This window comes from Klebsiella sp. R445, from assembly GCF_051131755.1.
Classification (GTDB): domain Bacteria; phylum Pseudomonadota; class Gammaproteobacteria; order Enterobacterales; family Enterobacteriaceae; genus Klebsiella; species Klebsiella lignicola.
In genome coordinates this window covers 1,481,187-1,507,361 of sequence record NZ_CP180446.1, presented here as the reverse complement: position 1 = coordinate 1,507,361, position 26,175 = coordinate 1,481,187, and the positions used below count along the sequence as shown (strand labels likewise).

Genomic DNA, 26,175 nt, shown 5'->3' with positions numbered 1-26,175 from the left:
GTCAAGATATCGACGCCAGTGACATTCTGATGGTACGCGATCTGAACGTGGCGTTTCGCCAGGAGCAGGCGACCTTTGCTGCGGTGCAACACCTTTCGTTCACCCTGCGGCGCGGCGAGACCTTAGCCATCGTCGGGGAGTCTGGTTCGGGCAAATCGGTGACCGCGCTGGCGCTGATGCGTCTGCTCGACCAGGCGGCGAGCCAGGTCAGCAGCGAGGCGCTGAGGCTGCGTCGTCGCAACGGCCAGGTCATCGCCCTCGACGCGCTGTCTGACTCCGGGATGCGCAGCGTGCGCGGGGCCGACATGGCGATGATTTTCCAGGAGCCAATGACCTCGCTGAACCCGGTGTTTACCGTCGGGGAGCAGATCGCCGAGTCCCTGCGACTGCACCAGGGGTTAGGGCGCGAGGCGGCGCTGCGGGAGGCGAAGAAAATGCTCGATCAGGTACGCATTCCCGAAGCAGAAACAATGCTCTCGCGCTATCCGCATCAGCTTTCCGGCGGGATGCGCCAGCGGGTGATGATCGCGATGGCGCTGTCGTGCCGCCCGGCGGTGCTGATCGCCGATGAACCGACCACCGCGCTGGATGTCACCATCCAGGCACAGATTCTGCAACTCATCGCCGTGCTGCAAAAAGAGATGGCGATGGGGGTGATTTTTATCACCCACGATATGGGCGTGGTGGCCGATATCGCCGACCGCGTGCTGGTGATGTACCGTGGTGAAGCGGTGGAGAGCGGCAGCGTGGAGGAGATTTTCCGCGCACCGCAGCATCCGTATACCCAGGCGCTGCTGGCGGCGGTACCGCGGTTGGGGGCGATGCGCGGCAGCGTGCTGCCGCGCCGTTTCCCGCTGCTAGCGCAAGAGCCGTCGGAAGAGGAACAACAGAACACGGTGGGGACCGGCGAGCCGATTCTCAAAGTGCGCGACCTGGTGGCGCGCTTCCCACTGCGCAGCGGCATTCTGAACCGCATCACCCGGGAAGTTCACGCGGTGGAAAAGGTCAGCTTCGATTTGTGGCCGGGGGAAACCCTGTCGTTGGTCGGCGAGTCCGGCTGCGGCAAGTCAACCACCGGGCGCGCGTTATTGCGGCTGGTGGCGACGCAGGGCGGTTCGATCGTCTTTAACGGTGAGCGCATCGATACCCTGGCCAACAGCAAGCTGCAGGCGCTGCGCCGCGATATCCAGTTTATTTTCCAGGATCCATTCGCCTCGCTCGACCCGCGACAAACCATCGGCTATTCGATTATGGAGCCGCTGCGCATCCACGGGATGCTTGAGGGCGAGGCCGCACGTCAGCGCGTCAGCTGGCTGCTGGAGCGCGTCGGCCTGCAGCCGGAACACGCCTGGCGTTATCCGCATGAGTTTTCCGGCGGCCAGCGTCAGCGGGTTTGCATCGCCCGCGCGCTGGCGCTCAACCCGAAAGTGGTGATTGCCGATGAAGCAGTCTCGGCGCTTGATGTCTCGATCCGCGCGCAGATTATTAATCTGATGCTCGATTTACAGCGCGAAATGGGCATCGCCTTCCTGTTTATTTCGCACGATATGGCGGTGGTTGAACGCATCAGCCACCGCGTAGCGGTGATGTATCGTGGGCGTATCGTTGAGATTGGCCCGCGTCGTGCCGTGTTTGAAAACCCGCAGCATCCTTATACCCGCAAACTGATGGCCGCCGTACCGGTGGCCGATCCGGCACATCGTCATCCGCAGCGCGTGCTGCTGTCTGACGAACTGCCGGGCAATATTTACAAGCGCGGGGAAGAGGTCATCAGCACGCCGTTACAACAGGTGGGACCGGGGCATTATGTCGCCAGGGAACCCGTCGCCGACGTGCTGGGAAGATAACAACGACACCAACAAAACAGTATTCAGGAGAACAACATGACACAACGCGTATTACGCAAAGGGTTGTTGGCGCTGGGCATCGTGTCGGCGCTGGCTGCAAGCCCGGCCTTTGCCGCCAAAGATGTCGTCGTGGCGGTCGGTTCTAACTTTACGACCCTTGATCCTTATGACGCCAATGACACCCTGTCACAGGCGGTCGCAAAGTCTTTTTATCAAGGCCTGTTTGGTCTTGATAAGGAGATGAAGCTGCAGAATGTGCTGGCGGAAAGCTACACTATTTCGCCGGACGGCCTGGTCTACACCATCAAGCTGCATTCGGGCGTCAAGTTCCAGGACGGCAGCGATTTTAATGCTGATGCGGTGAAGGCCAACCTCGACCGCGCCAGCAACCCGGACAACCACCTCAAGCGCTACAACCTGTATAAAAATATCGCCAGCACCGACGTCGTTGACCCGACGACGGTGAAGATCACCCTTAAGCAGCCTTTCTCGGCGTTTATCAACATCCTGGCCCACCCGGCAACGGCGATGATCTCCCCGGCGGCGCTGAAAAAATACGGCAAGGAGATTGGCTTCCATCCGGTAGGGACCGGGCCGTATAAGCTCGACACCTGGAATCAGACCGATTTTGTCAAAGTGACGAAGTTTGCCGGTTACTGGCAGCCGGGCCTGCCGAAGCTGGACTCGATCACCTGGCGTCCGGTGGTGGATAACAACACCCGTGCGGCGATGCTGCAAACCGGCGAGGCGCAGTTTGCCTTCCCGATCCCCTACGAGCAGGCCCCGCTGCTGGAGAAAAACAGCAAGCTGGAGCTGGTGGCCAGCCCGTCAATCATGCAGCGTTACATCAGCATGAACGTCACGCAAAAGCCGTTCGATAACCCGAAAGTGCGGGAAGCGATCAACTACGCCATCAATCGCCAGGCGCTGGTGAAAGTCGCCTTTGCAGGTTACGCCACCCCGGCGACCGGCGTTGTGCCGCCGTCGATTGCCTATGCCGAGAGCTTTAAACCGTGGCCGTACGATCCGGCGAAAGCCCGTGAGCTGCTGAAAGAGGCCGGTTACCCTAACGGTTTCAGCACCACCCTGTGGTCGTCGCATAACCACAGCACCGCGCAGAAAGTGCTGCAGTTTACCCAACAGCAGCTGGCGCAGGTGGGGATTAAGGCGCAGCTAACGGCAATGGATGCCGGTCAGCGCGCGGCGGAAGTGGAAGGTAAAGGGCAGAAAGAGAGCGGGGTGCGGATGTTCTACACCGGCTGGTCCGCCTCAACCGGCGAAGCCGACTGGGCGCTGTCACCGCTGTTTGCTTCGCAAAACTGGCCGCCAACCCTGTTCAACACCGCCTTCTATGGCAATCCGCAGGTGGATAAAGATCTCAGCGATGCCCTGAAAACCACCGACGTGCAGGAAAAAACGCGGCTCTACAAAGCGGCGCAGGAGACTATCTGGAAAGAGTCACCGTGGGTACCGCTGGTGGTCGAAAAACTGGTCTCGGCCCATAGCAAGAACCTCAGTGGCTTCTATATTCAGCCGGATACCGGATTTAGCTTTGAACAGGCGGATTTAGCACAGTGATAGTATGTACCCTGACCCTCTCCCACGTCGGGAGAGGGATGCAGACCTGCAGGCAAAGGGGGGATGATGCTTAACTATGTGCTTAAGCGCCTGCTGGGCCTGATCCCAACCCTGCTGATTGTGGCGGTGCTGGTGTTTTTGTTCGTGCATATGCTGCCCGGCGATCCGGCGCGGCTGATTGCCGGTCCGGAGGCCGACGCGCAGGTAGTGGCGATGGTGCGTCAGCAACTGGGGCTTGACCAGCCGCTGCATGTGCAGTTCTGGCACTACATCACCAGCGTGCTGCAGGGCGATTTTGGCACCTCGATGGCGTCGCGTCGCCCGGTCAGCAGCGAAATCGCCAGCCGCTTTATGCCGACGCTGTGGCTGACGCTCGCCAGCATGAGCTGGGCGGTGATCTTTGGCATGGCGGCGGGAATTGTGGCCGCCGTGTGGCGTAATCGCTGGCCCGACCGGCTGGGGATGGCGCTGGCGGTCACTGGGATCTCATTTCCGGCCTTTGCGTTGGGGATGCTGCTGATGCAGGTGTTCTCGGTGGAGCTGGGCTGGCTGCCGACGGTGGGCGCCGATAGCTGGCGACACTATATTCTGCCGTCGCTGACGCTGGGGGCGGCGGTGGCGGCGGTGATGGCGCGATTTACCCGGGCCTCGTTTGTCGATGTTCTGCATGAAGACTATATGCGCACCGCCCGCGCCAAAGGGGTGAGCGAGACGCTGGTGGTGCTCAAACATGGTCTGCGCAACGCCATGATCCCGGTCGTCACCATGATGGGGTTGCAGTTTGGCTTTCTGCTCGGCGGTTCGATTGTGGTCGAGAAGGTCTTTAACTGGCCAGGTCTCGGGCGGTTGCTGGTGGATTCGGTGGAGATGCGCGATTATCCGGTGATTCAGGCGGAAGTTCTCCTCTTTTCGCTGGAGTTTATTCTTATCAATTTAGTGGTGGATGTGCTGTATGCCGCCATTAACCCGGCTATCAGGTACAAGTAAGGTGCGATTGCTCAACTGGAGAAGGCAGGCGGTTATCAACGCGATGCCGGGCATCAGGCCCGGACACATCCGCACGCCGTGGCGCGAGTTCTGGCGGCGATTTCGTCGTCAGCCGGTGGCGATGGGGGCGGGGGTATTTGTCCTGCTGCTGATTATGCTTGCGCTGGCGGCGCCGTGGATCGCGCCGTTCGATGCGGAAAACTATTTCGATTATGACCGGCTCAATGACGGCCCGTCGATGATCCACTGGTTTGGTGTGGATTCGTTAGGGCGGGATATCTTTAGCCGGGTGCTGGTCGGTGCGCGGATTTCGCTGGCGGCCGGGGTGCTGGCGGTGCTGATTGGCGCGGTGATTGGCACCGTGCTCGGTTTACTGGCCGGGTATTACGAAGGCTGGTGGGATCGCATTATCATGCGCATCTGCGATGTACTGTTCGCGTTCCCCGGGATCCTGCTGGCGATTGCGGTGGTGGCGGTGATGGGCAGCGGCATGTCAAACGTGATCATTGCGGTGGCGATCTTCTCGATCCCGGCCTTTGCCCGACTGGTGCGCGGGAATACCCTGGTGCTCAAGCAGCAGACCTTTATCGAGTCGGCGCGCAGCATTGGCGCCAGCGATATGACGATCCTGTTCAGCCATATTTTGCCCGGCACGGTATCGTCGATCGTGGTCTATTTCACCATGCGTATCGGGGTATCGATTATCTCCGCCGCCAGTCTTTCTTTCCTCGGGCTGGGGGCGCAGCCGCCGACGCCGGAGTGGGGGGCGATGCTGAACGAAGCGCGCGCGGACATGGTGATGGCACCGCACGTGGCGCTGTTTCCGGCGATTGCGATTTTCCTGACGGTACTGGCATTTAATCTGCTGGGAGACGGCCTGCGCGATGCGCTGGATCCGAAGATAAAGGGATAAGGTGGAATTCCCCGGCGGCGTTGTCGCTTACCGGGGCTACAGACTGACACCCGGATCAGGCGCGTTGGCGCCGCAATCCGGGATAAGCTCAGAGAGAGGAATTAAACCCGGCTGCCCCACAGGTCGTATTCGTCGGCGTGTTCAACTTTCACACGTACCACGTCGCCTGGTTTGACCTTGGTTTCGCCGTTCAGGTAGACCGCACCGTCGATTTCCGGGGCATCGGCCATGCTGCGGCCAATCGCGCCTTCTTCGTCAACTTCGTCGATCAGCACCATCACTTCACGGCCTACTTTTTCCTGCAGGCGTTCGGCGGAAATCTGCTGCTGAAGCTGCATAAAGCGGTTCCAGCGCTCTTCTTTTACCTCTTCCGGGACCTGATCCGCCAGTTCGTTGGCGGTGGCGCCTTCAACCGGGCTGTATTTGAAGCAGCCGACGCGATCGAGGCGGGCATCTTTCAGGAGGTCGAGCAGCATCTGGAAATCTTCTTCGGTTTCACCCGGGAAGCCGACAATAAAGGTCGAACGCAGGGTCAGGTCCGGGCAGATCTCGCGCCACTGCTTGATACGCGCCAGCTGACGGTCCGCAGAACCCGGGCGTTTCATCAGTTTCAGAATACGCGGGCTGGCGTGCTGCAGCGGGATATCCAGGTACGGCAGAATTTTTCCGGCGGCCATCAACGGGATCACGTCATCAACGTGCGGGTACGGATAGACGTAGTGCAGGCGCACCCAGATCCCCAGCTTCGCCAGCTCTTCACACAGGCTGACCATGCTGGTTTTGACCGGCATGCCGTCGTGGAAGCCGGTGCGGTGTTTAACATCGACGCCGTAAGCAGACGTATCCTGGGAGATGACCAGCAACTCTTTAACGCCGGCATCGGCCAGGCGTTTGGCTTCGGCAAGCACTTCGCCAATCGGACGGCTGACCAGGTCGCCACGCATCGACGGGATAATGCAGAATGTGCAGCGGTGGTTACAGCCTTCGGAAATTTTCAGATAGGCGTAATGACGCGGCGTCAGCTTCACGCCCTGTTCCGGCACCAGGCTCAGGAACGGGTTGTGTTTTGGCTTCGGCGTGTAGTGGTGAACATGCTCCAGAACCTGCTCGTAGCTGTGCGGGCCGGTGATCTCCAGCACTTTCGGATGCACTTCACGAATCTGATCTTCTTTAGCGCCCAGGCAACCGGTAACGATGACTTTGCCGTTTTCTTTTAACGCTTCACCGATGGTTTCCAGAGATTCCTGGACCGCGCTGTCGATAAAGCCGCAGGTGTTGACGATAACCATATCGGCATTGTCGTAGCTGGGAACCACTTCATAACCTTCGGTACGCAGTTCGGTCAGAATGCGCTCGGAGTCCACGAGGTTTTTCGGGCACCCTAATGAGATAAATCCAATTTTGGCCATTTTTTATACTATTCATTGCTCGGAATGGCGCGATTATACCTATGCCTTGATTGTCGTTTCTAGCCCCTCATGAGCGGCAAAAGACGAATAAAGATGTAACCTCACAGCAGATAACAAGAAAGTCGCTGCAATAATAGTCAGCACGCGGCAAAAAGCGCAGCGCGATGCGATTTTTCGGGCACGCTCCCCAGTTGTGAGCGCGGATGTTCCCCAGCCTGTACTCTGGGTAAACGTAGCGATCGCAGGAATAGACGTCGCCGTTTTTCTCAATGGCCAGCGCGTTGAAAGGCACCTGGTATCGTCTGAGACGATCAAAATGATGTTAGGTTTCTTTGCTGATTCACCGCTTTGGGTCGTACTTTTTGGTCATCAAATATTTCGTCATTAATAAATGCCGAGCGATTTCAGCCGCATTGAATAATATTTTTACATTATCAACAACGGCCCCGGGAGGGTTTCCCGGGGCCTGATAGTCAGGAAGAGGTGACATTGCCTGCCGGTGCAGCGCCGGGGGCGGTGGGCTCGCGCTTGTCCCGCAAGGTGAAAATCGAGATCAGGGTAAACAGACCGGCGATGCTGCCGAGAATGTAATAGGTATGGGCGAAACCGATGGTGTCGTACAGGTAACCCGCCAGCGGTGAGTAAATCGCGGTGGCAATAGAGGCCACGAAAAGCACCAGCAAATAGACCGTCGAGGAGAGTTTATGGTCGAAGTTGGCGGCGATAAATTTGAATACCGAGACCAGGATCAGCGGTTTTTCCAGCGCGTGCATCATTTTCACCGCGCCGATCCATACCGGACCAAGCGGGATGGCGGAACCTACGATGCGCACAGACATAATCAGCCCGGCAATAATCAGCGCCCACTTAGCCCCGGTACGGTTAACAAACCACGGCATCAGGCACAAAAAGAGCGTTTCGCCACAGACCTGAATCGACGCCAGAATACCGTACCAGCGGTTGCCTTCTTCCGGGGTGGGGAACTGGAGCGAAAAGTACTGGGCAAACTGCTGATCGTAGGTGTCGTAAATCTGGGTGACGAACAGGGTGAAGATCAGCAGCATCCAGAACTGACCATTTTTCGCCAGCTCCAGCGCATGGGAGACCTTCAGCGCGCTGGTTTTTTGGATCTCCTCCTCGGTGAGCTCGATTTTGGTCAGCATAAAACAGATGGCGGCGATAACGATGGCAATACTGGCCAGCCAGAAGGCGAGGTTCGGGTTGCTGTCTATATACTTGCCGACTATCCAGGCGGCGGCGGCCCAGCCCAGCGACCCCCACATCCGCACCCGGCCATATTCAAAGTGATAGCGGCGAGAGATTTTGTCGATATACGAATCGATCACCCCACAGCCGGAGTTAAAAATCATCCCCAGGTAGATACCGCCCAGTAAGGCACCCAGCCAGAAGCTATGGACCAGCAGCGGGGCATACAGATAGATAAAGAACGGCCCGACCGGTAACAGCATGGCCAGCAGGATCCAGATAAGCCGCTTTTTCAGGCCAAATTTATCGGCAATAAAGCCGAAAAACGGCTGCATCAGCAGGGCGATAAAGGCGTTAACGGAATACAGCAGGCCGGTTTTGGTGGCGCTGATCCCAAGATGCTGGGTGGTCCAGATAACAAAGAACGCCATGGTCGATGACCAGGCGAATAAATAGAGGAAATCGAAAAGACTCAACAAGACGTAGTTTCTTTTGCCGGGCGTCATGATTTCAGTTCCTTCAGGCGGATCGCGGTTATGTTACAGCCCTAAGCTGTAGGGTGTGTTTTTTATTGAGTGTTATACGTAGTACATTTGCGATGCTGATATGACACCCGGGAAATGATTTGATCAATTTATATGGTGTTAATTTGTGATGTAGCCTGCAATAAATAGCAATTTAATGATTTTTACGTATCCGTCATCCCTCTCAATTGAATGCGTTACGTATGACATTTTTTGTTTTGTTGTCGTATCTTAACGGCGCAGCGGCGTGCGAGAGAGGATAACCATCTTTTTAACATTGTAAATGATGTTAATTAACCGGAATGATTGACCTTGCGCATCTTTCTGCACAAAAAATAACCATATTATGATCGTGAACACGGACAACAAGAGAGGAGGAACCATGATGAACGTTGACAGACGCTACCGTAACCTTCTGAATAAGCTGATTAATGCCAGTATAGATCTTGATGCTTATTTGCAGCTACGCAAAGCGAAGGGCTATATGTCAGTCAGCGAAAATGAGCATCTGCGGGATAACTTGTTTGAACTCTGCCGTGAAATGCGTGAATACGGAGCGCTATTGCGGGATGCCCTCGCGGCGGAAGAGAAGGATGCCTTCCGTTCTGCGGGTGAAGCCGTCGCCTCTGCGGCGATCTGCTTGATGAGCGGGCGCCATGACTGCCCGTCGTATATCGCGGTGAACGTCGAGATGCTGGAACGCTACCTGGCAGCGTTGTCGCTGAATATTCATAAACTGAATAAGTTGGCGGCAGCAAGCCACGCCTGATCGTCAGGGGGAGTTGAGCTCCCCCTGTTTAATGTTATGTAAAAATCCCTTCCTGATGCGCCTCGCTGGCTACCCTTATCGAATTGCTGACAAAAGGAGTATGCCATGCGCCAGACCGTTATTCTGATGACGATAGCCACGCTGTGCTTTCCCGCCGTGACCCTCGCCGAAAAGGTCCGCGTCGAGGTATTGCAAAACCAACTGGATCACCCGTGGGCGCTGGCATTTCTACCCGATGACCGGGGAATGCTCATTACCCTGCGCGGCGGCGAGCTGAAGCACTGGCGCCAGGGCGAGGGGCTTTCAGCGGCGATATCCGGAGTACCACAGGTGTGGGCCAACGGCCAGGGCGGACTGCTGGATGTCGCGCTGGCCCCCGATTTTGCCCAATCCCGGCGGGTGTGGCTCAGTTATGCCGAAGCTGGAGAAGAGGGCAAAGCCGGCACCGCTGTCGGGTATGGCCGCCTGAGCGACGATGAGCGGCGGCTGGAACATTTTCGCGTGGTATTCCGCCAGCAGCCGAAGCTCTCCACCGGCAACCATTTTGGCGGACGGCTGGTGTTTGACGGCAAGGGCCATCTGTTTATCGGACTGGGGGAAAATAACCAGCGAGCCACGGCGCAGGATCTGGACAAGCTACAGGGAAAAGTGGTGCGTCTGACCGAAGACGGTCGCGTGCCGGATGATAATCCGTTTGTTGGCAGAGCCGGTGCCAGAGCCGAGATCTGGTCTTATGGTATTCGCAACCCGCAGGGGATGGCGATGAACCCGTGGAGCCATACCCTGTGGCTGAATGAACACGGGCCGCGCGGCGGCGATGAGGTCAACATTCCGCAGAAAGGTAAAAATTACGGCTGGCCGCTGGCGACGCACGGGGTTAACTACAGCGGCCTGGCGATTCCTGAAGCGCAGGGGACCGCGGTTGCCGGCACCGAAGCGCCGCTGTTTGTCTGGAAACAGTCTCCGGCGGTGAGCGGGATGGCATTTTACGATGCGCAGACCTTCCCCCAGTGGCGCAATAAGCTGTTTATCGGGGCATTGAAGGATCAGTCGTTGATTGTGCTGCGGGTGAACGGCGAAAAGGTGCATGAAGAGGCGCGCCTACTCGGCGATCGCGGTAAACGTATTCGCGATGTGCGCGTCGGACCCGACGGCTATCTGTATCTCTTAACCGACGAGTCCAACGGCGAACTGCTGAAGGTGAGTCCGGCCGCCTGGGATTAGGTTACCGGGATCACTACCACATCGCGCCATGCCTGACGCTCGTGCAGCTGCTGGTACCAGCGCTGCAGATGCGGGCGCGGCTGCCAGCTGTCGACGATCGACAGCAGGTTGTAGACAAAGGGGGCCACGGCAATGTCGCCGAGACCAAACTGCTCGCCGGAAAGCCAGGCGGTGGTCGCCAGTTCATCATCGAGGATAGCGAACAGCGCTTCACAGGCGGCAATGGCGGCGGCGATAGCCGCCGGGTCACGTTTCTCCACCGGCGTTCGCACCAGCCCCATCAGCACCGGACGGTGGGCCGGAGAAAGCGAACCGTTCGCCCAGTCCATCCATTTGTCGCTCCGGGTACGCTGCAGGGGAGAGGCGACCCACAGACGTTCCTGACCATATTCCGCCGCCAGATAGCGAATAATGGCATTCGATTCCCACAGCACCAGGCCATTAGCGTCATCTTTCAGAAGTGGCACCAGGCCATTCGGGTTCATCGCCAGAAACTCAGGGTCGTGGTTGAGACCAAATTCCAGCCCGGCGGGGATCTGCTGATAAGGAAGTTCCAGCTCTGCCAGCACCCAGCGCACTTTTTTCACATTCGTCGAATTATTTCTGCCCCACAGCGTAATCATATCGGTTCCTGTCTGTTATTGAGCCAACATTGCAGCATGGTGAACCGCCATGTTGGAATAAAGCGCATATTCCGGCAAGTGCTTTTATTTGCCTGTCACGACGCAACCCGCGCGAAACCTGGGCGTATGGGGAGATACGACTTCGCTTGAGGTGGCGAGTATGGGCATGACTGTGGGACTGGCTCATCTCCTTTTTATTTATCCGGGTATCTCGTCACTCCGCCAATAAATGCAAAAGCAATAAGAACCGGCGCAATTTTGAATATTTAAAATAAAATCAAAATCGACTATTCACACTTAACTTTTTTGTTTAACAATATTTGCTGAGCTTATGATTACCTGGATAATATTTTTTGGTTGTTGATGCTTGACAGGGATATTAAGGTTGTTGGTTATGACGCTCAGGTTGTTAATTTAAACGACGCCTTATCCAAATAACGCCGGGGCCTGAAAATATCAGGTCGGCATTAATGAAAGAGATGATTTTATGAATAAAACAATTCTGGCTGTAGTTTTCGCGATTGTCGCGGCCCCTACCTTTGCTGGTTCGCATCCGATTGCTCGTACCACCGCGGTCGCGACCTCCGATCACCCTGTCGCCGTGGCGACCGCAACCAGCGGCAATGGTAACCATCCGGTTGCACGTGGTGCAGCTGTGGCCTCTGCTGACCACCCGGTTGCTGTTGCTGCAGCTACCGGCGATAACGGTAACCATCCGATTGCCCGCACCACCGTGGTTGCGTCTTCTGACCATCCTGTTGCCGCTGCGGCAGTGACCGGAAATTAAGATCTTCCCCGGCAGCGATGTCGGGGATAATTCTGGCCCGTCAATCACCCGCGGCCATGCCTGCCCGTCATGTTGTCATTGCCCTCAAATCTGGCGGTCGATCGCGAATTACAGCATTTCTCTGTTTTGATATCACACTTACGAACCTGCGCAATTTTATTTCCCCAGGCGTCTGACCAGCCTGCGGGGATAATTTATTTCACCCTGATATCGCTCCAATTTTAAACATAATAGCGCCTGAGTCTGTCTGGCATCTTATGTTAGTTTTCGCTGTGGTGGACGCCCATGTTCGACGGCATGTTGCGTAAGTTGGCTCGCAGGGGGCACAAGCACCACGCATTAAAACTGGCTCTTCGTCACTGACGGGAGGCAAAGTCAAAACAATCAGGGGCAGAGTATGAAGTTGGGTTTTTTGGCCGGGGCAGTATTAGCAACGTGGTTATCTTTAACCTATCCAACAGAAATGAGAGCGGTGTTTGACAAGTTAACGACGGTATTTGATCAGATTGTGAAACCCGCAGCGACCCATTCGTCCGAGATGGTGACTCCAGAGTAAAAAATGAAAAAGATTATCTGTATTTTACTTCCGGCTTTGCTGTCTGGATGCAGTTACTATCATCAGCTGGTTGAACAAGGCCAAACCAAAACGCTGGAATACCAGTGCGATGAAACCACGCTGTTTTTGTGGGAGAACGACACCAAAAAACAGGTCTCCCTGGTGGTCGATGGCGAACCGTTGATCCTCGATGAAGGGTTATCCGCTTCTGGCAAACGCTATTCCGACGGGGTGTATGTGTACTGGGCTGAAGAGGAGCAGGCGACGCTGTATCGACGCGACCGGACGATCCTGCATAACTGTGTTTTACGACCTGAAGCGCAACAAGAGTCTCTCTTTAAGGGGGATTTTTTGAACTGGAATAAAAACCAACCGCCATCAGAATAACCATCGGCCCCGCCCGGGGCCGTGATGCATCTGATCTGCAGAGATAAGCGAACGGTCGTGAGGGATGACCCGGCCACAAAAAATTAAAAATAGCGCTGACGGGTACCAGCGCTGAATGCTTACTGCCCAAACCAGAAAAAACGCGTCCCCAACAGTGGACGACGAAATACTAGAGAATCGGCTGAATAAACGCATCTGCCAAAATGTTTTTTATTAAATGTCCGGGCGGGGAAGTCGCAAGGGGAACGGTGGGGATGTGGCGGCAAATAGCGGCCCGGAAGCCAACGTGGCACCTGAATAAGCACCAATGCCGGTTTCGGCACAAAAGTCAGATGTGCTATGGTATGGGAAGTAAGGTATTGTATTGATTTTATACAATTATTTATCATCGTGGCATAATAACGATAATTTTTAGCCATCATGATCAAAAAAAATGCGCTGTTTTCAGCAGGGAGCAGGGTTATTGCGTAAACTTTAAAAACTTTACCAACTCGCTGTTTCTTTAAGGTCATTTGTACGCTTTACTCACCGGCTGCTGCCGTGCCGGAAGGGTTTTGCGGCATATTTTGTTTGGAAAGGATACTTGGGTGGTTCTTATGACGCGTGATGCTTTTTCCCTACGCGGCCTCATGGCAGGCTGCGCTCTCCTCGTTCTTGTGGCGCCTGCGGTGCAGGCTGCGGAACAACTCCCTGATGCCCCGTCAATTGATGCTCGAGCCTGGGTTCTGATGGACTATGCCAGCGGCAAAGTGCTCAGCGAAGGCAATGCCGATGAAAAACTCGACCCGGCGAGTCTGACCAAGATCATGACCAGCTATGTGGTCGGGCAGGCGCTGAAGGCGGGCAAAATTAAGTCCACCGATATGGTGACCGTCGGACGTGATGCCTGGGCGACCGGTAACCCGGCGCTGCGCGGTTCGTCGGTGATGTTCCTCAAGCCGGGCATGCAGGTCTCGGTTGAAGACCTGAATAAAGGGGTCATCATTCAGTCCGGTAACGATGCCAGCATCGCGATCGCTGACTATGTGGCGGGGAGCCAGGACGCCTTTGTCAGCCTGATGAACGGCTATGCCCAGAAAATGGGGCTGACCAATACCACCTTTATGACCGTCCACGGCCTCGATGCGCCAGGCCAGTTCAGCACCGCGCGTGATATGGCGCTGCTGACCAAAGCGATGATCCATGACGTCCCTGAAGAGTACGCCATCCATAAAGAAAAAGAGTTCACGTTCAATAAAATTCGCCAGCCGAACCGCAACCGTCTGCTGTGGAGCTCAAATCTGAACGCCGATGGCGTGAAGACCGGAACCACCGCCGGTGCCGGCTATAACCTGGTCTCTTCGGCAACCCAGGGCGACATGCGACTGATTGCCGTGGTGCTCGGCACGAAGACCGACCGTATTCGCTTTAATGAATCCGAAAAGCTGCTGACCTGGGGCTTCCGCTTCTATGAAACGGTAACGCCGATTAAACCGGATGCCACCTTTATCACCCAGAGGGTCTGGTTTGGTGACAGCAGTAAAGCCAAGCTGGGCGCCGGTGAGGCCGGTTCGATTACGCTGCCACGAGGCCAGCTGAAAAACCTGAAGGCCAGCTATACCCTGAAGGATCCGCAGCTGACGGCGCCGCTGACTAAAGGGCAGGTGGTCGGGACTATCGACTTTAAGCTTAACGACAAAACGATCGAACAGCGTCCGCTGATCGTGATGGAAGCCGTTAATGAAGGCGGTTTCTTCAGCCGGATGATGGACTTCGTGCTGATGAAACTGCACGGCTGGTTCGGTAGCTGGTTCTCGTAACCGACTGACCGCGCCCTGCGGGGCGCGGTCAGTACAGCAGTGAAATCTGTTTTTCTTTTGCCAGTGCCAGCAGGTCGTCATCCGGACAGACATCGCTGGCAATGACGTCAAAACTCGCCAGATCCCCCATCCGCGCCGGCCTGACCTTACCAAACTTACTGTGATCGACCACCAGCACATGGTAGCGCGCGCTGCGCATCGCCCACTGCTTTACCGGAAGTTCTTCGAGGTTATAGCAGGTGGCTCCCTGTTCGCAGTCGATCCCGGCGGCCGAATAATAGGCGATATCCGGGCACAGATGGCTGAGGGTATCCTGCAGGCTTAAGGGCTTAAAAATCGCGTTGCTGGCGTGAAATTCCCCACCACATAATATCGCCCGGCACTGCGGTTTCTCCTGCAGTGCGAGAAAGGTGTTCAGCGAATAGCAGACGCCGGTAAAGGGCAGGGCGTTATCGATGGCGTCGATAATCCACGGGGTCGTGGTACCGCAGTCAAAAAAGGCCATCTGATGAGCTTTCAGCAGAGCGGCGGCATGTCGGGCGGCGCGGCGTTTTTCATCCACGAGGCGGGTTTTCTGGTCGCTGAGCAGGTAATGGGTTGCGCTGCGTGGCTCGAGAACAATGTAGCCCCCTAATAACACCACCGGGCCATTATGGCCGTTCAGGTCGCGACGAATGGTCATCTCTGACACGCCCAGTAGCGCTGCGGCCTCTTTTAAATGAAGCTTATCGCTGCGCTTGAGCGCCTGAATGAGCTGGCTGATACGTTCATCACGACGTGTTTCCATATACCCTCTAAGCTGAAATCGCCCTGCACTGGCAGGGCGTTAGTGGGCAATTTTACCTGTCGGGAGAGGGTTAGTCACGTACCCAGCCTTTACGAATTGGCAGGGAGAAGCACAGGCGGTATGCCTGCTCGAGGTAGCGATAAAGCCCCTGACCACCAACCTGCCACAGCAGCCCGGCGGCCAGACAACCACACATCCCGGTGAGCAAACCGCCCACCATATCCAGCGGCCAGTGCACGCCGAGATAGACCCGTGACCAGGCGATTGCAACGGCGGTGGCCATTAACGCGACGCCAGACCACAGGCGATGCCAGAACAAAAAGGCCAGCGCGAAAGTAAAACTGATAGTGCCGTGGTTGCTGGGGAAGGAGTTGTTCGGCGCATGATGTAAAAACTGGTAGCCGGCACCGGCAACAAACGGACGGTCATGAGGGAACAGATGACCAAATATCCACGAGAGGCTCAGACTGATTGCCAGCGCCAGCGCCACTTTACATACCAGCTGCCGCTGATTCGGCCCCCAGAGCCACAGCGCCGCCGCCAGCAATGGCACCAGCAAAATCACCTCTTTGGCGATGACGGTAGCTATTTCGATAGCCCATGCCGGGGAGGCAGGAGTGGCGTTAATTAAGGCGAACAGCGCGTCGTTGATATTTTCCAGCATACGTCCAGGCTCTTGTATCCGATAGCAATAAGCCGCCCACCTTAAGCAGCGGTGGCGATGAGGTAAAGCAGTATTGTCTTAATTGTCAGCAAGTTACAGGAAGAGTGGCGAGGCCGTTTCTTCGCGTACGCGCAGCAGCGATGAGTATATCTCCTGTAACCTAATTGAAATATAAACGAAATAAAGAGAGGTTGAGATAAACTGGCGGGCCGGCGTGGAAGGGGCTTTGCGCTATTTTTCATTGTCGCTCACAATTCACTATCTCCTCAGCACGACTTTCATTAAACTTTGCGCGATTTTTTTATAAATAAGAGATTGCATGCAGAATTATTCGCTTTCAGGTCGGCGCCTCGGACGGCAGGCGCTGCTATTCCCGTTGTGCCTGGTGTTATACGAATTCTCCACTTATATCGGCAACGATATGATTCAGCCGGGGATGCTGACGGTGGTGGAAGAGTTCCAGGCCGGCAATGAATGGGTGCCTACCTCAATGACCGCCTATCTCGCCGGCGGCATGTTTTTACAGTGGCTGTTAGGACCGCTGTCGGATCGTATCGGGCGTCGTCCGGTGATGCTTACCGGGGTGGTGTGGTTTATCGTGACCTGCCTGGCTACCCTGCTGGCGCAAACCATTGAACAATTTACGCTGCTGCGCTTTTTACAGGGCATCAGCCTGTGCTTTATTGGCGCCGTGGGTTACGCCGCGATTCAGGAGTCATTTGAGGAGGCGATGTGTATCAAAATCACCGCCCTGATGGCTAACGTGGCGTTGATTGCGCCGCTGCTCGGCCCGCTAGTGGGGGCTGCATGGGTGCATATCCTGCCGTGGGAGATGATGTTCGTGCTGTTTGCCGTGCTGGCGGCCATTGCTTTTTTCGGCCTTCAGCGGGCGATGCCGGAAACCGCCACCCGCATGGGCGAGAAGCTATCGATGAAAGAGCTGGGGCGCGACTATGCCCTGGTGCTGAAGAATCTGCGCTTTGTCGCCGGCTCCCTGGCGATTGGTTTCGTGAGCCTGCCGCTGCTGGCGTGGATTGCGCAGTCTCCGGTGATTATTATCAGCGGCGAACAGGCCACCAGCTATGAATACGGGCTGCTGCAGGTGCCGATTTTCGGCGCCCTGATTGCCGGTAATCTGGTGCTGGCGCGGCTGACGTCGAAGCGCACGGTGCGATCGCTGATTATTCTCGGCGGCTGGCCGATTTCGCTCGGTCTGCTGCTGGCTGCGGCGGCAACGGTGGTGTCGAGCCATGCCTACCTGTGGATGACCGCCGGACTGAGCGTTTACGCCTTCGGGATTGGTCTGGCAAACGCCGGGCTGGTTCGTCTGACGCTGTTTGCCAGCGATATGAGTAAGGGGACGGTGTCAGCGGCGATGGGGATGTTGCATATGCTGATTTTTACCGTCGGGATTGAAGTCAGCAAGCATGCCTATGCGCTGGGCGGCAGCGGCGTGTTCAGCCTGTTTAATCTGCTCAGCGGCGTGCTGTGGCTGGCGATGATTGTCTATTTCCTCAAAGACAAGAGCGTAGGAAACGCCAGCTACCCGCAGGCCTGACGTTTCTGGATGATTCCGGGGGCGCGGCGTTGCACGCTGCCCCCGAAACTAGATCAGGCAAACGGCGCTTCGCGATTCAGCACTTTGTCGATGATGTGCAGCACACCTTCTTCGTTGTTATGCGGGGCATCGTAGTCCGCCACGGCCTTCACCGGGGCCGCTGCGTTAGCCATCGCAAAGCCAAATCCAGCATGTTGCAACATTTCAATGTCGTTTCCGCTGTCGCCAAACGCCACCACTTCGTGATCCTCAATGCCCCAGCGCTGTTGCAGGATGCGCAGACCGTTGGCTTTATGGATGCCGGGAATAATCAGGTCGATGCTGCCGAAACCGGTCGCCACGGCGGTCACCATGTCGCCTAAGGCGGCATGCAGCTGCGGCTGAATGGTCGGGATCAGGCTGTCGGGGACGTTGAGTCCGAACTTCAGGATCACGTCATCGATAAGGTTAAAATCATCCACCAGCTGCAGGCGATGGTAATACTTCGCCGCCACCGCTTTCAGCTCGTCGTTATACTGGTTGAGGGTCCAGGCGCTGCGTTTACCGCAGGCGATGATCTCAATATCCGGCAGCGTCTGCAGATAATCGATCACCGTGTGGAAATGATCTTTCGGCATCTGGCAGTTAAAGACGTCGTCACCGGCGTTGACAACCCAGCCGCCATTTTCGGCGACGAAGGCAATTTCATGGGCGATATCGGGGAAAAACGAAATCAGCTGGTAATACTGGTTGCCGCTGGCTACCACAAAACGAATATTCTGCTCACGCATCCGTTGATACTGACTCAGGAAGCGCTGGCGATTGTAGGTTTTGGCATCGCTTAAGAAGGTGCCGTCCATGTCTACCGCAATCAGTTTGATGCTCATCAACTGTTCTCCATGACAGGTTCATGTTGTGGTTTTGCCACCGCCTTCGCGACCAGCGCCGCCACCATAACCAGACCCAGCACCACTATCATGGCGCTGCGCAGGCCGAAATGTTCGCCGAGGAAGCCGAGCAGCGGCGGCCCGACGAGAAAGGCGAGGTAGCCGGTTATCGCCACCACGCTGACGCGCTTCGGCGCATCGGGGCCGGTATCGCTGGCGGCGGAAATCGTCAGCGGGAAGCCGAGCGACGCCCCCAGTCCCCACAGCAGCACCGAGATTCCGGCCACCCATGGGTTATCGACGAAAATAATCAGGCCGATACCCAGGGCACCCATCACCGCGCTGGCACGTACTACCGTGACCCGGCTGTAGCGGTCGATGAACCAGCCGCCGGTGAAGCGACCGATGGTCATGCCGAGGGTAAAGCCGGCGTAAATCAAGGAGCCAGAGGTCGGGCTGAAGCCGTGACCATCGACCATCAGCAGCGGCAGCCAGTCGTTGGCGGAACCTTCTGCAAAGGCCATCGCCAGCACCACCACGCCAATCAACAGCAGCTGCACGTCACGCCATACCGGCAACCCTTTTTCTTCATGATGGGCGCTTTCGGCGGCATTCTGCCCGGTGCCGTCAGGAATGGCGCGGATCGCGATAGCGATAGGGACGATAGCCACCAGCGCTGCCAGCAGAATATGCGGTGCAGCAGGCAGGCCAAAACCGGTCACCGCCATCCCCACGCCGGCGCCAAACAGCGTACCGAAGCTGTAAAAGCCGTGCATCATCGGCAGGACGGTTTTATTCATTTCCCGTTCGACGGCGGCGCCTTCGACGTTAATCGCCACTTCCGCAGAACCGAAGCTGGCGCCAAAAATGGCCAGCCCGATGGCAAACAGGGTGGCCGAGGTCAGCCACAGGGCCAGGCTGAGGACCATCATGCCCACGACCGCACAGGACATGGTGGTCCGAATGACTTTGCGGGTTCCGAAGCGCTTAACCAGCCACGCCGAGCACAGAATGCCGCTCATCGAACCAATGGAGAGGCCAAATAACACGATGCCCATTTCCGCCGTCGACAGCGTGAGCAGGTCGCGGATCGCCGGCGTACGGGTGGCCCATGACGCCATCAGTAATCCGGGAATAAAAAAGAACATAAAGAGTGCCCACAGCCGAAGCTGTAAGGCTCTGCGGGAGGTTTGCGCGGTCATTCGTCCATGCCAGTGAATGAGAAGATGAAGACAACAGTAACAAGGTTGTGTACATTTGTACATATTCTTCAGAGTGTCTGTTTCAGGACAACGCCCGGCATTCGGAGAACGGAATAGCTGCTTATGTATAAACGCGATGAATGAGGAAAACTATGGCCCGTCGACCGAACGATCCGCAGCGCCGGGAGCGTATTTTGCAGGCGACGCTGGAGACTATCGCTATTCACGGGATCCATGCGGTCACGCACCGTAAAATCGCCAGCTGCGCGGAGGTCCCGTTAGGCTCGCTGACCTACTATTTCAGCGGTATCGAAGCGCTGATTGAAGAGGCATTTCGCATTTTTACTCGCGATATGTCGGAGCAGTATCAGCAATTTTTTGCCTCGGTCAGCAATCGCGAAGAGGCCTGCGATGCCATCGCCGAGCTGATTTTCAGCGCCCAGGTCACCACCGCGCGGAACATGGAACTGATGTATCAGCTATATGCGTTCTGCAGCAGTCAGCCGGCGTTACAAGCGGTGATGCAGCACTGGATGCAGCGCAGCCAGCAAACTCTGGAGCAGTGGTTTGATCCGCCCACCGCCCGCGGACTGGATGCGTTTATTGAGGGCATGACCCTGCATTTCGTCACCGATAGTGCGCCGCTTTCTAAACCGGCGATCCGCCTGATGGTCGGACGAATCGCCGGAGAGGGGTGAGGGCGGCGTTAACACAGATGTTGTTCCCACCGAAGAACCCCACAGCCCTGTCTTCTTCTCACTCACCGTTTGTCTCGTTAAAACCGGCGTAATAGCAGGCGGTCACAAAATTCAGGCAACAAAAAACCCATCAACCTTGAACCGAAGTGGCGGGGTTGATGGGCTCCACAAAATGGGGACATCAAAGAAAAGCAGTGGCACTACTTATGACTGACGCCCGAGAGAAAAGTTCTGCCTCTATCCATTTTTTTCTTAAATATTTACTGAAGCCCTGGCCAGATGATGACGATCAGCGTCCCTGCCAGGGTTAACAGCACGTTGGCGATGGCGTAGGTCCCCGCGTAGCCCAGCGCCGGAATGTTGCTGCGCGCGGTGTCGCTGATAATCTCCATTGCCGGGGCGCAGGTACGGGCCCCCATCATGGCACCAAACAGCATCGCGCGGTTCATACGCAGCACATAGGCGCCGAAGAGGAAACAAATCACCACCGGTACCAGGCTGACGATCAGGCCCGCCGCCAGCATTTGGCCGCCAACGGCGCCCAGGCCGTGGCCAATCCCGGCGCCGGCGCTCAGGCCGACTCCGGCCATAAAGACCATCAGGCCGAACTCCTTCACCATATTCAGCGCGCCCTGCGGGATATAGCCGAAAGTTGGATGGTTGGCCCGCAGGAAACCGAGCATAATCCCGGCAAACAGTAGCCCCGCCGCATTACCAATCCCGAAGCTGAAGGAGCTGAACTGGAAGGTAATCATCCCGATCATCAGGCCGACGATAAAGAAGGCGCAGAATGCCAGCAGGTCGGTCACCTGGCTGTGAATAGAGATAAAGCCGATACGATCGGCCACGGTTTTGACGCGTCGCGCATCGCCGCTGACCTGTAAAACGTCGCCCTTGTTAAGCACCACGTTGTCGTCGATTGGCATTTCAATCTGGCTACGGATAACGCGGTTTAAGAAACAGCCGTGGTCGGTCAGCTTCAACTGCGCCAGACGGCGGCCTACGGCATTGTGATTTTTAACCACGATCTCTTCGGTAACAATGCGCATATCCAGCAGGTCACGGTCGAAAACCTCTTTACCGTTACGGAAGCTCGGATCCAGGCGCGCGTGAGCGTCCGGGTAGCCCACCAGCGCGATATCATCGCCCATTTGCAGGACCGCATCGCCGTCCGGGTTAGCCAGAATACCGTTGCGACGAATCCGCTCGATATAGCAGCCCGTTTGGCGGTAGATCCCCAGCTCACGCAGATTTTTACCATCGGCCCAGGCCACCAGTTCCGGGCCGACGCGGTAGGCGCGGATCACCGGCAGATAGACTTTACGTTTGGAGTCGGTATCCAGCCCACGCTCACGGGCAATCTGCTGGGCGCTGGTCTGCAAATCCTGATGCTGCAGCTTTGGCATATAACGGGCGCCGACGATCAGGCTGACGAGACCAATCAGGTAGGTCAGCGCATAGCCGAGGCTCAAATGGTCGAGGGAGAGCGCCAGCCGATCGCTGGGCATCCCTAAGTGGCGCAGGGTATCGCCGGCGCCTACCAGCACCGGGGTTGAGGTCATGGCGCCTGCCAGCATCCCCGCCGTCAGGCCGATGTCCCAGCCAAACAGTTTCCCCAGCCCCATCGCCAGCAGCATCGCGCTGCCGACCATCACCAGGGCGAGCATCAGATAGTTTTTCCCGTCGCGGAAAAAGATAGAAAAAAAGTTGGGGCCTGCTTCCACGCCAACGCAAAAAATAAACAGCATAAAGCCCAGATTCAGCGCATCAGTGTTAATACTGAAATGCTGCTGGCCTAATAATAATGAAACCACTAAAACGCCAATAGAATTACCAAGTTGTACTGAACCCAGGCGCAGTTTTCCGAGGCAAAGCCCCAGCGCAAGTACAACGAATAATAACAGGATGTAATTCCCGTTTAACAAATCTGCGACGTTTATATTCACGAAAGCCAACTTCTCATTTACTAGTAAGTTGTTGAAGGAAATGGTTATTTAGTCTAAGGTTGGCCAGTGTTCGTGACGTTCCGAACCTTGTTCCGGCATCCCGGTATAACCACTAAAAATGAGTCGCTAGTTTAATCCTTCCTGGATGCTGCGGCTAGTCACAATCGTTTTTAGGTGAGTGGGTGCAAAAATGGCATGGATTGCCAGAATGCTTTATCTGACTGGATGTAATGAAGTGGGTTAGAGGCAGAATCAGGAGGATGGTGTGAAATCTGAGCGCGCCTGGATCGGTATTACTTGCGGGTTCTTTCTGTTTATCGTGGTCTGTTTATTTCTGTTACTGCATATGAACGGAGTCTTTCGTGCTGCCGGCAATTCTGACGTCGGACTGCTGTTCTTTTTGCTGCCCGGTGCGGCGGCCAGTAGCCTTTCTCCAGGACGACGGGTGATCCTACCGGTGGTAGGCGCTATTCTGGCGGCTCCGGTCTGTCTGCTGGCAATACGGCTTTTTTTTGTGGCACAACGGACATTCTGGCAACAGCTGGCGTGGTTGTTTAGTGCGGTGTTCTGGTGTGCGCTGGGCGCGCTGTGCTTTATGTTTATCTGCGCCTGGCTAGATTCCAGGCGCAAGCACTCGTCAAGAGAATGAGTCGGCTCAGGCAAACAGGCCGAGATTCTCTTTTGCCCAGGCTTCAAAATCAGTGCAGCCGCCGATGTGTTTCTGATCGACAAAAATCTGCGGAACGGTCTCAACGGGTTTACCCACGGTCTTTTCCAGATCGCTCTTACTGATGCCTTCAGCGTGAATATCAACGTAGCGATAGTTAAAATCATCGCGTTCATTGGTCAGTTTTTCAGCCAGCTCTTTGGCACGAACGCAATAAGGGCAACCGGGACGACCAAAAATAACCGTAAACATGCTTTTTCTCCTTAACTCTCTGCCGGATGGCGAATACTGACTATGATGACCTGTTCCGGCGGTGAGTAAAAGAAGGTTCTGCCTTTTTCTCCGATGGTTTAAGGCTATGTTTGATAAATGTCGGTTCTGTTAAATGACTATACTGTCCCCGCTGTGCGGCTTCAGACGCCGCAGAGCCTACATTGACCGGAGGAGAGTTATGCGATCGCCCGCCGCCTTGCCAAAAAGCGTCCTGGTGATAGAGATTATCGGTATTGTGCTGTTGACCCTGGCCTGGCTTTCGCTCAACCAGTATCTGCAACTGCCGGCGCCGTTTTCCAGTCCCACGGCAGCCCTGCTGATGATTTTTGCCGGGATCCTGCTGATGCTGCCTGCGGCCATTGCGCTGATGTGGCGTATGGCAAGGATCGTGGCACCACAGCTGACGCAAACTCAAAAACCACCTTCTTCACCCGACAGAGAAAAACGAGATGACGCCGACCATTGATCTGCTGCGGAGCCACCGCTCCATTCGCCACTTTACCGATGCGCCCATCAGCGACGAACAGCGTGCCGCCATCATCGCCAGCGCACAAGGGGCATCCAGCTCCAGCTTTTTACAATGCAGCTCTATTATTCGCGTGACCGACTCGCAGCTTCGCGAGCAGCTGGTGACCCTAAGCGGCGGCCAGCAGCATGTGGCCCGTGCAGCGGAGTTCTGGGTATTTTGTGCCGATTTTAGCCGTCACCTGGAGATCTGCCCGGATGCCCAGTTAGGTCTGGCGGAGCAACTGCTGCTGGGGGCGGTAGATACCGCGATGCTGGCGCAAAACGCGCTGGTTGCCGCTGAGTCGTTAGGGCTGGGTGGTGTCTACATTGGCGGGCTCCGTAACAGTATTGACGCGGTGACCGAACTGTTGAACCTGCCGCAGCACGTGCTGCCGCTGTTTGGCCTGTGCCTCGGCTGGCCTGCCGATAACCCGGATGTGAAGCCGCGTATGCCGGCGGCGATGCTGGTGCATGAAAATAGCTGGCAGCCATTGGATGAAACCGTGCTGGCAGAATATGATGAGCAGATGGCACAGTATTATCTGTCACGCGGCAGCAATACGCGTCGCGATACCTGGAGCGACCATATTCGCCGCACTATCATTAAAGAAAGTCGCCCGTTTATTCTGGATTACCTGCATAAGCAGGGGTGGGCAACGCGCTGATTGCGTATACACTGCTGCCTGCTTAGCGCCTCAAGAGTCAGAGGCCGGGCGGTGGTGGCGTAATTAATACAGTGAAGGCCCGCCGGAGCGGGTCTTTTTGCAGAGGTGCAGGGTGAAAATTGCCATATTATCCCGGGATGGAACGCTCTATTCATGTCGTCGCCTACGTGAAGCCGCGCAGAAGCGCGGTCACCAGGTGGAAATCCTCGATCCGCTTTCTTGTTATATGAACGTCAGTCCGGTGGCCTCATCGATTCACTATAAAGGCCGCCAGCTCCCGCATTTCGATGCCGTGATCCCACGGATTGGTTCCGCCATTACCTATTACGGTACCGCGGCACTGCGCCAGTTTGAACTGTTAGGCAGCTACCCGCTCAATGAGTCGGTGGCGATTACCCGCGCCCGCGACAAACTGCGCTCGTTGCAGCTGCTGGCACGCCAGGGGATCGATCTTCCCCTGACCGGGATCGCCCACTCCCCGGATGATACCAGTGACCTGATCGCCATGGTGGGCGGGGCGCCCCTGGTCGTCAAACTGGTGGAAGGCACGCAGGGGATCGGCGTGGTGCTGGCAGAAACGCGCCAGGCGGCCGAAAGCGTGATTGATGCCTTCCGGGGTCTGAACGCGCATATTCTGGTTCAGGAGTATATTGCCGAGGCAAAAGGGCGGGATATTCGCTGTCTGGTGGTGGGCAATGAAGTGGTGGCGGCGATTGAGAGACGGGCTAAAGAGGGCGATTTCCGCTCTAACCTGCACCGTGGTGGGGTGGCAACGGTCGCCATTATCAGCGAGCAGGAGCGGGCGATGGCCATCAAAGCGGCGCAGACCCTCGGTCTGGACGTTGCCGGGGTCGATATCTTACGCGCAACCCGCGGGCCGCTGGTGATGGAGGTCAACGCCTCACCGGGTCTGGAAGGGGTTGAAACGACCACCGGCATCGATATCGCCGGGCGGATGATCGCCTGGATCGAGCGCCAGGCCACACCTGAATTTTGTCTGAAAATGGGCGGATAATCGTCCGCGCTGACACTTTCGTGGTATGCAGCGTATTTTTTGCGTAAGCTATGGCGTCGTTTTTACACAGCAAGAGGTCACAGGTCATATGGATTCACTGGTCGTTCCGGGTCTGGATACGCTACGTCATTGGCTCGATGAGCTAGGCATTAGCTTTTTTGAGTGTGATTCCTGCCAGGCTTTGCACCTGCCGCATATGCAGAATTTCGAAGGCATTTTCGATGCCAAAATCGATCTGGTAGACAACGTGGTGCTCTTTTCGGCCCTCGCGGAAGTGAAGCCGTCGGCGCTGCTGCCGCTGTCTGCCGATCTGTCGGCGATCAACGCCAGTTCGTTGACCGTCAAAGCATTCCTGGATATCCAGGATGACAACCTGCCTAAGCTGGTGGTGTGCCAGGCGTTATCCGTCGGCGTTGGCATTACCCTTGAGCAATTTGGCTGGTTCTTCCGCCAGAGCGAAGAGCAAATTTCAATGGTGATCCTCGAAGCGGCCGCCAACCAGGTGCTCTTTAAAGCCGAAGAAGAAGAGTACCCCGCTGAAGAAGTTCAGCACCATTTTCTTCACTAAACCTGTCGATGAATAGCGCAGCCACTGCCACAGTGGCTGTGTATTACGCGCTTTTATTCTGCTGTTAACCTTTCCTTAAAGAATTTTTCACCGCCATTCTGCCGCTTTTGGCTTATCACGTAGACCGTTATTGCATAAAAAATTGATAAA

Annotated in this window: 26 protein-coding genes and 2 pseudogenes; 17 read left to right on the top strand and 11 right to left on the bottom strand. The window is 56.1% G+C overall.

Annotated elements, in window-relative coordinates; all coding sequences use genetic code 11:
• The first annotated feature begins 29 nt into the window (after positions 1-29).
• From gsiA to gsiD, 4 genes are all read left to right on the top strand, one after another.
• A complete protein-coding gene (gsiA, locus tag ACMYSN_RS06995; RefSeq protein ID WP_462498218.1) occupies positions 30-1,847 on the top strand; it encodes a glutathione ABC transporter ATP-binding protein GsiA in 1,818 nt (605 codons plus the stop codon).
• A gap of 36 nt (positions 1,848-1,883) precedes the next feature.
• On the top strand, positions 1,884-3,425 hold the full coding sequence (gene gsiB, locus ACMYSN_RS06990; RefSeq protein WP_462497502.1) for a glutathione ABC transporter substrate-binding protein: 1,542 nt from the start codon (positions 1,884-1,886) through the stop codon (positions 3,423-3,425).
• A 66-nt stretch (positions 3,426-3,491) separates the two neighbouring features.
• Positions 3,492-4,412, top strand: coding sequence for a glutathione ABC transporter permease GsiC (gene gsiC, locus ACMYSN_RS06985; protein ID WP_123756097.1), 921 nt, complete (start codon positions 3,492-3,494; stop codon positions 4,410-4,412).
• Position 4,413: 1 nt separating this feature from the next.
• Entirely contained in the window at positions 4,414-5,325 is a 912-nt protein-coding gene (gsiD, locus tag ACMYSN_RS06980) for a glutathione ABC transporter permease (protein ID WP_462497501.1), read from the top strand.
• 101 nt (positions 5,326-5,426) lie between these two features.
• Here gsiD and rimO read toward each other — a convergent pair whose 3' ends face one another.
• From rimO to ACMYSN_RS06965, 3 genes and pseudogenes are all read right to left on the bottom strand, one after another.
• Positions 5,427-6,734 carry a ribosomal protein S12 methylthiotransferase gene (gene rimO, locus ACMYSN_RS06975; RefSeq protein WP_462497500.1) on the bottom strand — a complete coding sequence of 436 codons (1,308 nt, stop codon included), beginning with the start codon at positions 6,732-6,734 and terminating at the stop codon, positions 5,427-5,429.
• A gap of 201 nt (positions 6,735-6,935) precedes the next feature.
• Positions 6,936-7,011, bottom strand: a pseudogene (locus tag ACMYSN_RS06970) (SPASM domain-containing protein); the annotation flags it as partial.
• A gap of 196 nt (positions 7,012-7,207) precedes the next feature.
• Positions 7,208-8,446, bottom strand: a complete 1,239-nt coding sequence (locus tag ACMYSN_RS06965; protein ID WP_123756102.1) for an oligosaccharide MFS transporter — start codon at positions 8,444-8,446, stop codon at positions 7,208-7,210.
• Between the two features lie 403 nt (positions 8,447-8,849).
• On the opposite strand from ACMYSN_RS06965, the gene ACMYSN_RS06960 reads away from it, so the two are divergent.
• A complete protein-coding gene (locus ACMYSN_RS06960; protein ID WP_462498217.1) occupies positions 8,850-9,233 on the top strand; it encodes a biofilm formation regulator BssR in 384 nt (127 codons plus the stop codon).
• A gap of 126 nt (positions 9,234-9,359) precedes the next feature.
• A complete protein-coding gene (locus ACMYSN_RS06955; protein ID WP_462498216.1) occupies positions 9,360-10,457 on the top strand; it encodes a PQQ-dependent sugar dehydrogenase in 1,098 nt (365 codons plus the stop codon).
• Here ACMYSN_RS06955 and ACMYSN_RS06950 read toward each other — a convergent pair.
• Positions 10,454-11,080, bottom strand: coding sequence for a glutathione S-transferase family protein (locus ACMYSN_RS06950; protein ID WP_462497499.1), 627 nt, complete (start codon positions 11,078-11,080; stop codon positions 10,454-10,456). The genes ACMYSN_RS06955 and ACMYSN_RS06950 overlap by 4 nt on opposite strands.
• Before the next feature lie 487 nt (positions 11,081-11,567).
• On the opposite strand from ACMYSN_RS06950, the gene ACMYSN_RS06945 reads away from it, so the two are divergent.
• The 3 genes and pseudogenes from ACMYSN_RS06945 to ACMYSN_RS06935 form a co-directional block, all read left to right on the top strand.
• The gene (locus tag ACMYSN_RS06945) at positions 11,568-11,867 is read left to right on the top strand and encodes a hypothetical protein (protein ID WP_462497498.1); all 300 of its coding nucleotides are present in this window, start codon (positions 11,568-11,570) and stop codon (positions 11,865-11,867) included.
• A gap of 397 nt (positions 11,868-12,264) precedes the next feature.
• On the top strand, positions 12,265-12,423 hold the full coding sequence (locus tag ACMYSN_RS06940; protein ID WP_154143414.1) for a hypothetical protein: 159 nt from the start codon (positions 12,265-12,267) through the stop codon (positions 12,421-12,423).
• Between the two features lie 3 nt (positions 12,424-12,426).
• Positions 12,427-12,735 (top strand): annotated as a pseudogene (locus ACMYSN_RS06935) (MliC family protein); the annotation flags it as partial.
• A gap of 194 nt (positions 12,736-12,929) precedes the next feature.
• Here ACMYSN_RS06935 and ACMYSN_RS06930 read toward each other — a convergent pair.
• Positions 12,930-13,322, bottom strand: a complete 393-nt coding sequence (locus ACMYSN_RS06930) for a hypothetical protein (RefSeq protein ID WP_462497497.1) — start codon at positions 13,320-13,322, stop codon at positions 12,930-12,932.
• Positions 13,323-13,406: 84 nt separating this feature from the next.
• Here ACMYSN_RS06930 and dacC point away from each other — a divergent pair, with 84 nt between their 5' ends.
• Entirely contained in the window at positions 13,407-14,609 is a 1,203-nt protein-coding gene (gene dacC, locus ACMYSN_RS06925; protein WP_462498215.1) for a serine-type D-Ala-D-Ala carboxypeptidase, read from the top strand.
• 28 nt (positions 14,610-14,637) lie between these two features.
• On the opposite strand, the gene deoR is transcribed toward dacC, so the two are convergent.
• Positions 14,638-15,396 carry a DNA-binding transcriptional repressor DeoR gene (gene deoR, locus ACMYSN_RS06920; protein ID WP_123756108.1) on the bottom strand — a complete coding sequence of 253 codons (759 nt, stop codon included), beginning with the start codon at positions 15,394-15,396 and terminating at the stop codon, positions 14,638-14,640.
• Positions 15,397-15,466: 70 nt separating this feature from the next.
• Positions 15,467-16,060, bottom strand: a complete 594-nt coding sequence (ybjG, locus tag ACMYSN_RS06915) for a phosphatase PAP2 family protein (RefSeq protein ID WP_462497496.1) — start codon at positions 16,058-16,060, stop codon at positions 15,467-15,469.
• Positions 16,061-16,379: 319 nt separating this feature from the next.
• Between ybjG and ACMYSN_RS06910 the strand changes: the two genes are divergently transcribed.
• Positions 16,380-17,618 carry an MFS transporter gene (locus ACMYSN_RS06910; RefSeq protein ID WP_462497495.1) on the top strand — a complete coding sequence of 413 codons (1,239 nt, stop codon included), beginning with the start codon at positions 16,380-16,382 and terminating at the stop codon, positions 17,616-17,618.
• Between the two features lie 53 nt (positions 17,619-17,671).
• Here the strand turns inward: ACMYSN_RS06910 and ACMYSN_RS06905 are convergent, their stop codons facing one another.
• Together ACMYSN_RS06905 and ACMYSN_RS06900 are read right to left on the bottom strand one after the other, a co-directional pair.
• On the bottom strand, positions 17,672-18,484 hold the full coding sequence (locus tag ACMYSN_RS06905) for a Cof-type HAD-IIB family hydrolase (RefSeq protein ID WP_462497494.1): 813 nt from the start codon (positions 18,482-18,484) through the stop codon (positions 17,672-17,674).
• Positions 18,484-19,686 (bottom strand): MFS transporter, encoded by a 1,203-nt coding sequence (locus tag ACMYSN_RS06900; RefSeq protein WP_462497493.1) that lies wholly within the window; start codon positions 19,684-19,686, stop codon positions 18,484-18,486. The genes ACMYSN_RS06905 and ACMYSN_RS06900 overlap by 1 nt, the downstream gene beginning before the upstream one ends.
• A gap of 152 nt (positions 19,687-19,838) precedes the next feature.
• Here ACMYSN_RS06900 and ACMYSN_RS06895 point away from each other — a divergent pair, with 152 nt between their 5' ends.
• Positions 19,839-20,384 (top strand): TetR/AcrR family transcriptional regulator, encoded by a 546-nt coding sequence (locus ACMYSN_RS06895; RefSeq protein ID WP_462497492.1) that lies wholly within the window; start codon positions 19,839-19,841, stop codon positions 20,382-20,384.
• A 260-nt stretch (positions 20,385-20,644) separates the two neighbouring features.
• On the opposite strand, the gene ACMYSN_RS06890 is transcribed toward ACMYSN_RS06895, so the two are convergent.
• The gene (locus ACMYSN_RS06890; protein WP_123756244.1) at positions 20,645-22,330 is read right to left on the bottom strand and encodes an aspartate:alanine antiporter; all 1,686 of its coding nucleotides are present in this window, start codon (positions 22,328-22,330) and stop codon (positions 20,645-20,647) included.
• Positions 22,331-22,595: 265 nt separating this feature from the next.
• On the opposite strand from ACMYSN_RS06890, the gene ACMYSN_RS06885 reads away from it, so the two are divergent.
• Entirely contained in the window at positions 22,596-22,979 is a 384-nt protein-coding gene (locus ACMYSN_RS06885; RefSeq protein ID WP_462497491.1) for an inner membrane protein YbjM, read from the top strand.
• Positions 22,980-22,985: 6 nt separating this feature from the next.
• Here ACMYSN_RS06885 and ACMYSN_RS06880 read toward each other — a convergent pair whose 3' ends face one another.
• On the bottom strand, positions 22,986-23,249 hold the full coding sequence (locus ACMYSN_RS06880; protein WP_004859945.1) for a GrxA family glutaredoxin: 264 nt from the start codon (positions 23,247-23,249) through the stop codon (positions 22,986-22,988).
• A gap of 199 nt (positions 23,250-23,448) precedes the next feature.
• Between ACMYSN_RS06880 and ACMYSN_RS06875 the strand changes: the two genes are divergently transcribed.
• From ACMYSN_RS06875 to ACMYSN_RS06860, 4 genes are all read left to right on the top strand, one after another.
• Complete coding sequence (locus tag ACMYSN_RS06875) at positions 23,449-23,736, top strand: YbjC family protein (protein ID WP_123756116.1); 288 nt, start codon at positions 23,449-23,451, stop codon at positions 23,734-23,736.
• A complete protein-coding gene (gene nfsA, locus ACMYSN_RS06870) occupies positions 23,720-24,442 on the top strand; it encodes an NADPH-dependent oxidoreductase (RefSeq protein WP_462497490.1) in 723 nt (240 codons plus the stop codon). The genes ACMYSN_RS06875 and nfsA overlap by 17 nt, the downstream gene beginning before the upstream one ends.
• 112 nt (positions 24,443-24,554) lie before the next feature.
• The gene (rimK, locus tag ACMYSN_RS06865; protein ID WP_123756118.1) at positions 24,555-25,457 is read left to right on the top strand and encodes a 30S ribosomal protein S6--L-glutamate ligase; all 903 of its coding nucleotides are present in this window, start codon (positions 24,555-24,557) and stop codon (positions 25,455-25,457) included.
• An 88-nt stretch (positions 25,458-25,545) separates the two neighbouring features.
• A complete protein-coding gene (locus tag ACMYSN_RS06860) occupies positions 25,546-26,025 on the top strand; it encodes a type III secretion system chaperone family protein (protein ID WP_462497489.1) in 480 nt (159 codons plus the stop codon).
• Positions 26,026-26,175 lie beyond the last annotated feature (150 nt).

What these genes read in the sequence shown, in the direction of transcription:
- ACMYSN_RS06965 (WP_123756102.1), bottom strand. Translation starts at nt 8,446, where the DNA reads ATGACGCCCGGCAAAAGAAACTACGTCTTGTTGAGTCTTTTCGATTTC.
- gsiC (WP_123756097.1), top strand. Translation starts at nt 3,492, where the DNA reads ATGCTTAACTATGTGCTTAAGCGCCTGCTGGGCCTGATCCCAACCCTG.
- ACMYSN_RS06860 (WP_462497489.1), top strand. Translation starts at nt 25,546, where the DNA reads ATGGATTCACTGGTCGTTCCGGGTCTGGATACGCTACGTCATTGGCTC.
- gsiB (WP_462497502.1), top strand. Translation starts at nt 1,884, where the DNA reads ATGACACAACGCGTATTACGCAAAGGGTTGTTGGCGCTGGGCATCGTG.
- ACMYSN_RS06910 (WP_462497495.1), top strand. Translation starts at nt 16,380, where the DNA reads ATGCAGAATTATTCGCTTTCAGGTCGGCGCCTCGGACGGCAGGCGCTG.
- deoR (WP_123756108.1), bottom strand. Translation starts at nt 15,396, where the DNA reads ATGGAAACACGTCGTGATGAACGTATCAGCCAGCTCATTCAGGCGCTC.
- ACMYSN_RS06940 (WP_154143414.1), top strand. Translation starts at nt 12,265, where the DNA reads ATGAAGTTGGGTTTTTTGGCCGGGGCAGTATTAGCAACGTGGTTATCT.
- ACMYSN_RS06950 (WP_462497499.1), bottom strand. Translation starts at nt 11,080, where the DNA reads ATGATTACGCTGTGGGGCAGAAATAATTCGACGAATGTGAAAAAAGTG.
- ACMYSN_RS06875 (WP_123756116.1), top strand. Translation starts at nt 23,449, where the DNA reads ATGCGATCGCCCGCCGCCTTGCCAAAAAGCGTCCTGGTGATAGAGATT.
- nfsA (WP_462497490.1), top strand. Translation starts at nt 23,720, where the DNA reads ATGACGCCGACCATTGATCTGCTGCGGAGCCACCGCTCCATTCGCCAC.
- ybjG (WP_462497496.1), bottom strand. Translation starts at nt 16,060, where the DNA reads ATGCTGGAAAATATCAACGACGCGCTGTTCGCCTTAATTAACGCCACT.
- ACMYSN_RS06960 (WP_462498217.1), top strand. Translation starts at nt 8,850, where the DNA reads ATGAACGTTGACAGACGCTACCGTAACCTTCTGAATAAGCTGATTAAT.
- ACMYSN_RS06930 (WP_462497497.1), bottom strand. Translation starts at nt 13,322, where the DNA reads ATGACCTTAAAGAAACAGCGAGTTGGTAAAGTTTTTAAAGTTTACGCA.
- ACMYSN_RS06900 (WP_462497493.1), bottom strand. Translation starts at nt 19,686, where the DNA reads ATGACCGCGCAAACCTCCCGCAGAGCCTTACAGCTTCGGCTGTGGGCA.
- ACMYSN_RS06945 (WP_462497498.1), top strand. Translation starts at nt 11,568, where the DNA reads ATGAATAAAACAATTCTGGCTGTAGTTTTCGCGATTGTCGCGGCCCCT.
- rimO (WP_462497500.1), bottom strand. Translation starts at nt 6,734, where the DNA reads ATGGCCAAAATTGGATTTATCTCATTAGGGTGCCCGAAAAACCTCGTG.
- ACMYSN_RS06905 (WP_462497494.1), bottom strand. Translation starts at nt 18,484, where the DNA reads ATGAGCATCAAACTGATTGCGGTAGACATGGACGGCACCTTCTTAAGC.
- dacC (WP_462498215.1), top strand. Translation starts at nt 13,407, where the DNA reads ATGACGCGTGATGCTTTTTCCCTACGCGGCCTCATGGCAGGCTGCGCT.
- gsiA (WP_462498218.1), top strand. Translation starts at nt 30, where the DNA reads ATGGTACGCGATCTGAACGTGGCGTTTCGCCAGGAGCAGGCGACCTTT.
- ACMYSN_RS06955 (WP_462498216.1), top strand. Translation starts at nt 9,360, where the DNA reads ATGACGATAGCCACGCTGTGCTTTCCCGCCGTGACCCTCGCCGAAAAG.
- ACMYSN_RS06895 (WP_462497492.1), top strand. Translation starts at nt 19,839, where the DNA reads ATGGCCCGTCGACCGAACGATCCGCAGCGCCGGGAGCGTATTTTGCAG.
- ACMYSN_RS06880 (WP_004859945.1), bottom strand. Translation starts at nt 23,249, where the DNA reads ATGTTTACGGTTATTTTTGGTCGTCCCGGTTGCCCTTATTGCGTTCGT.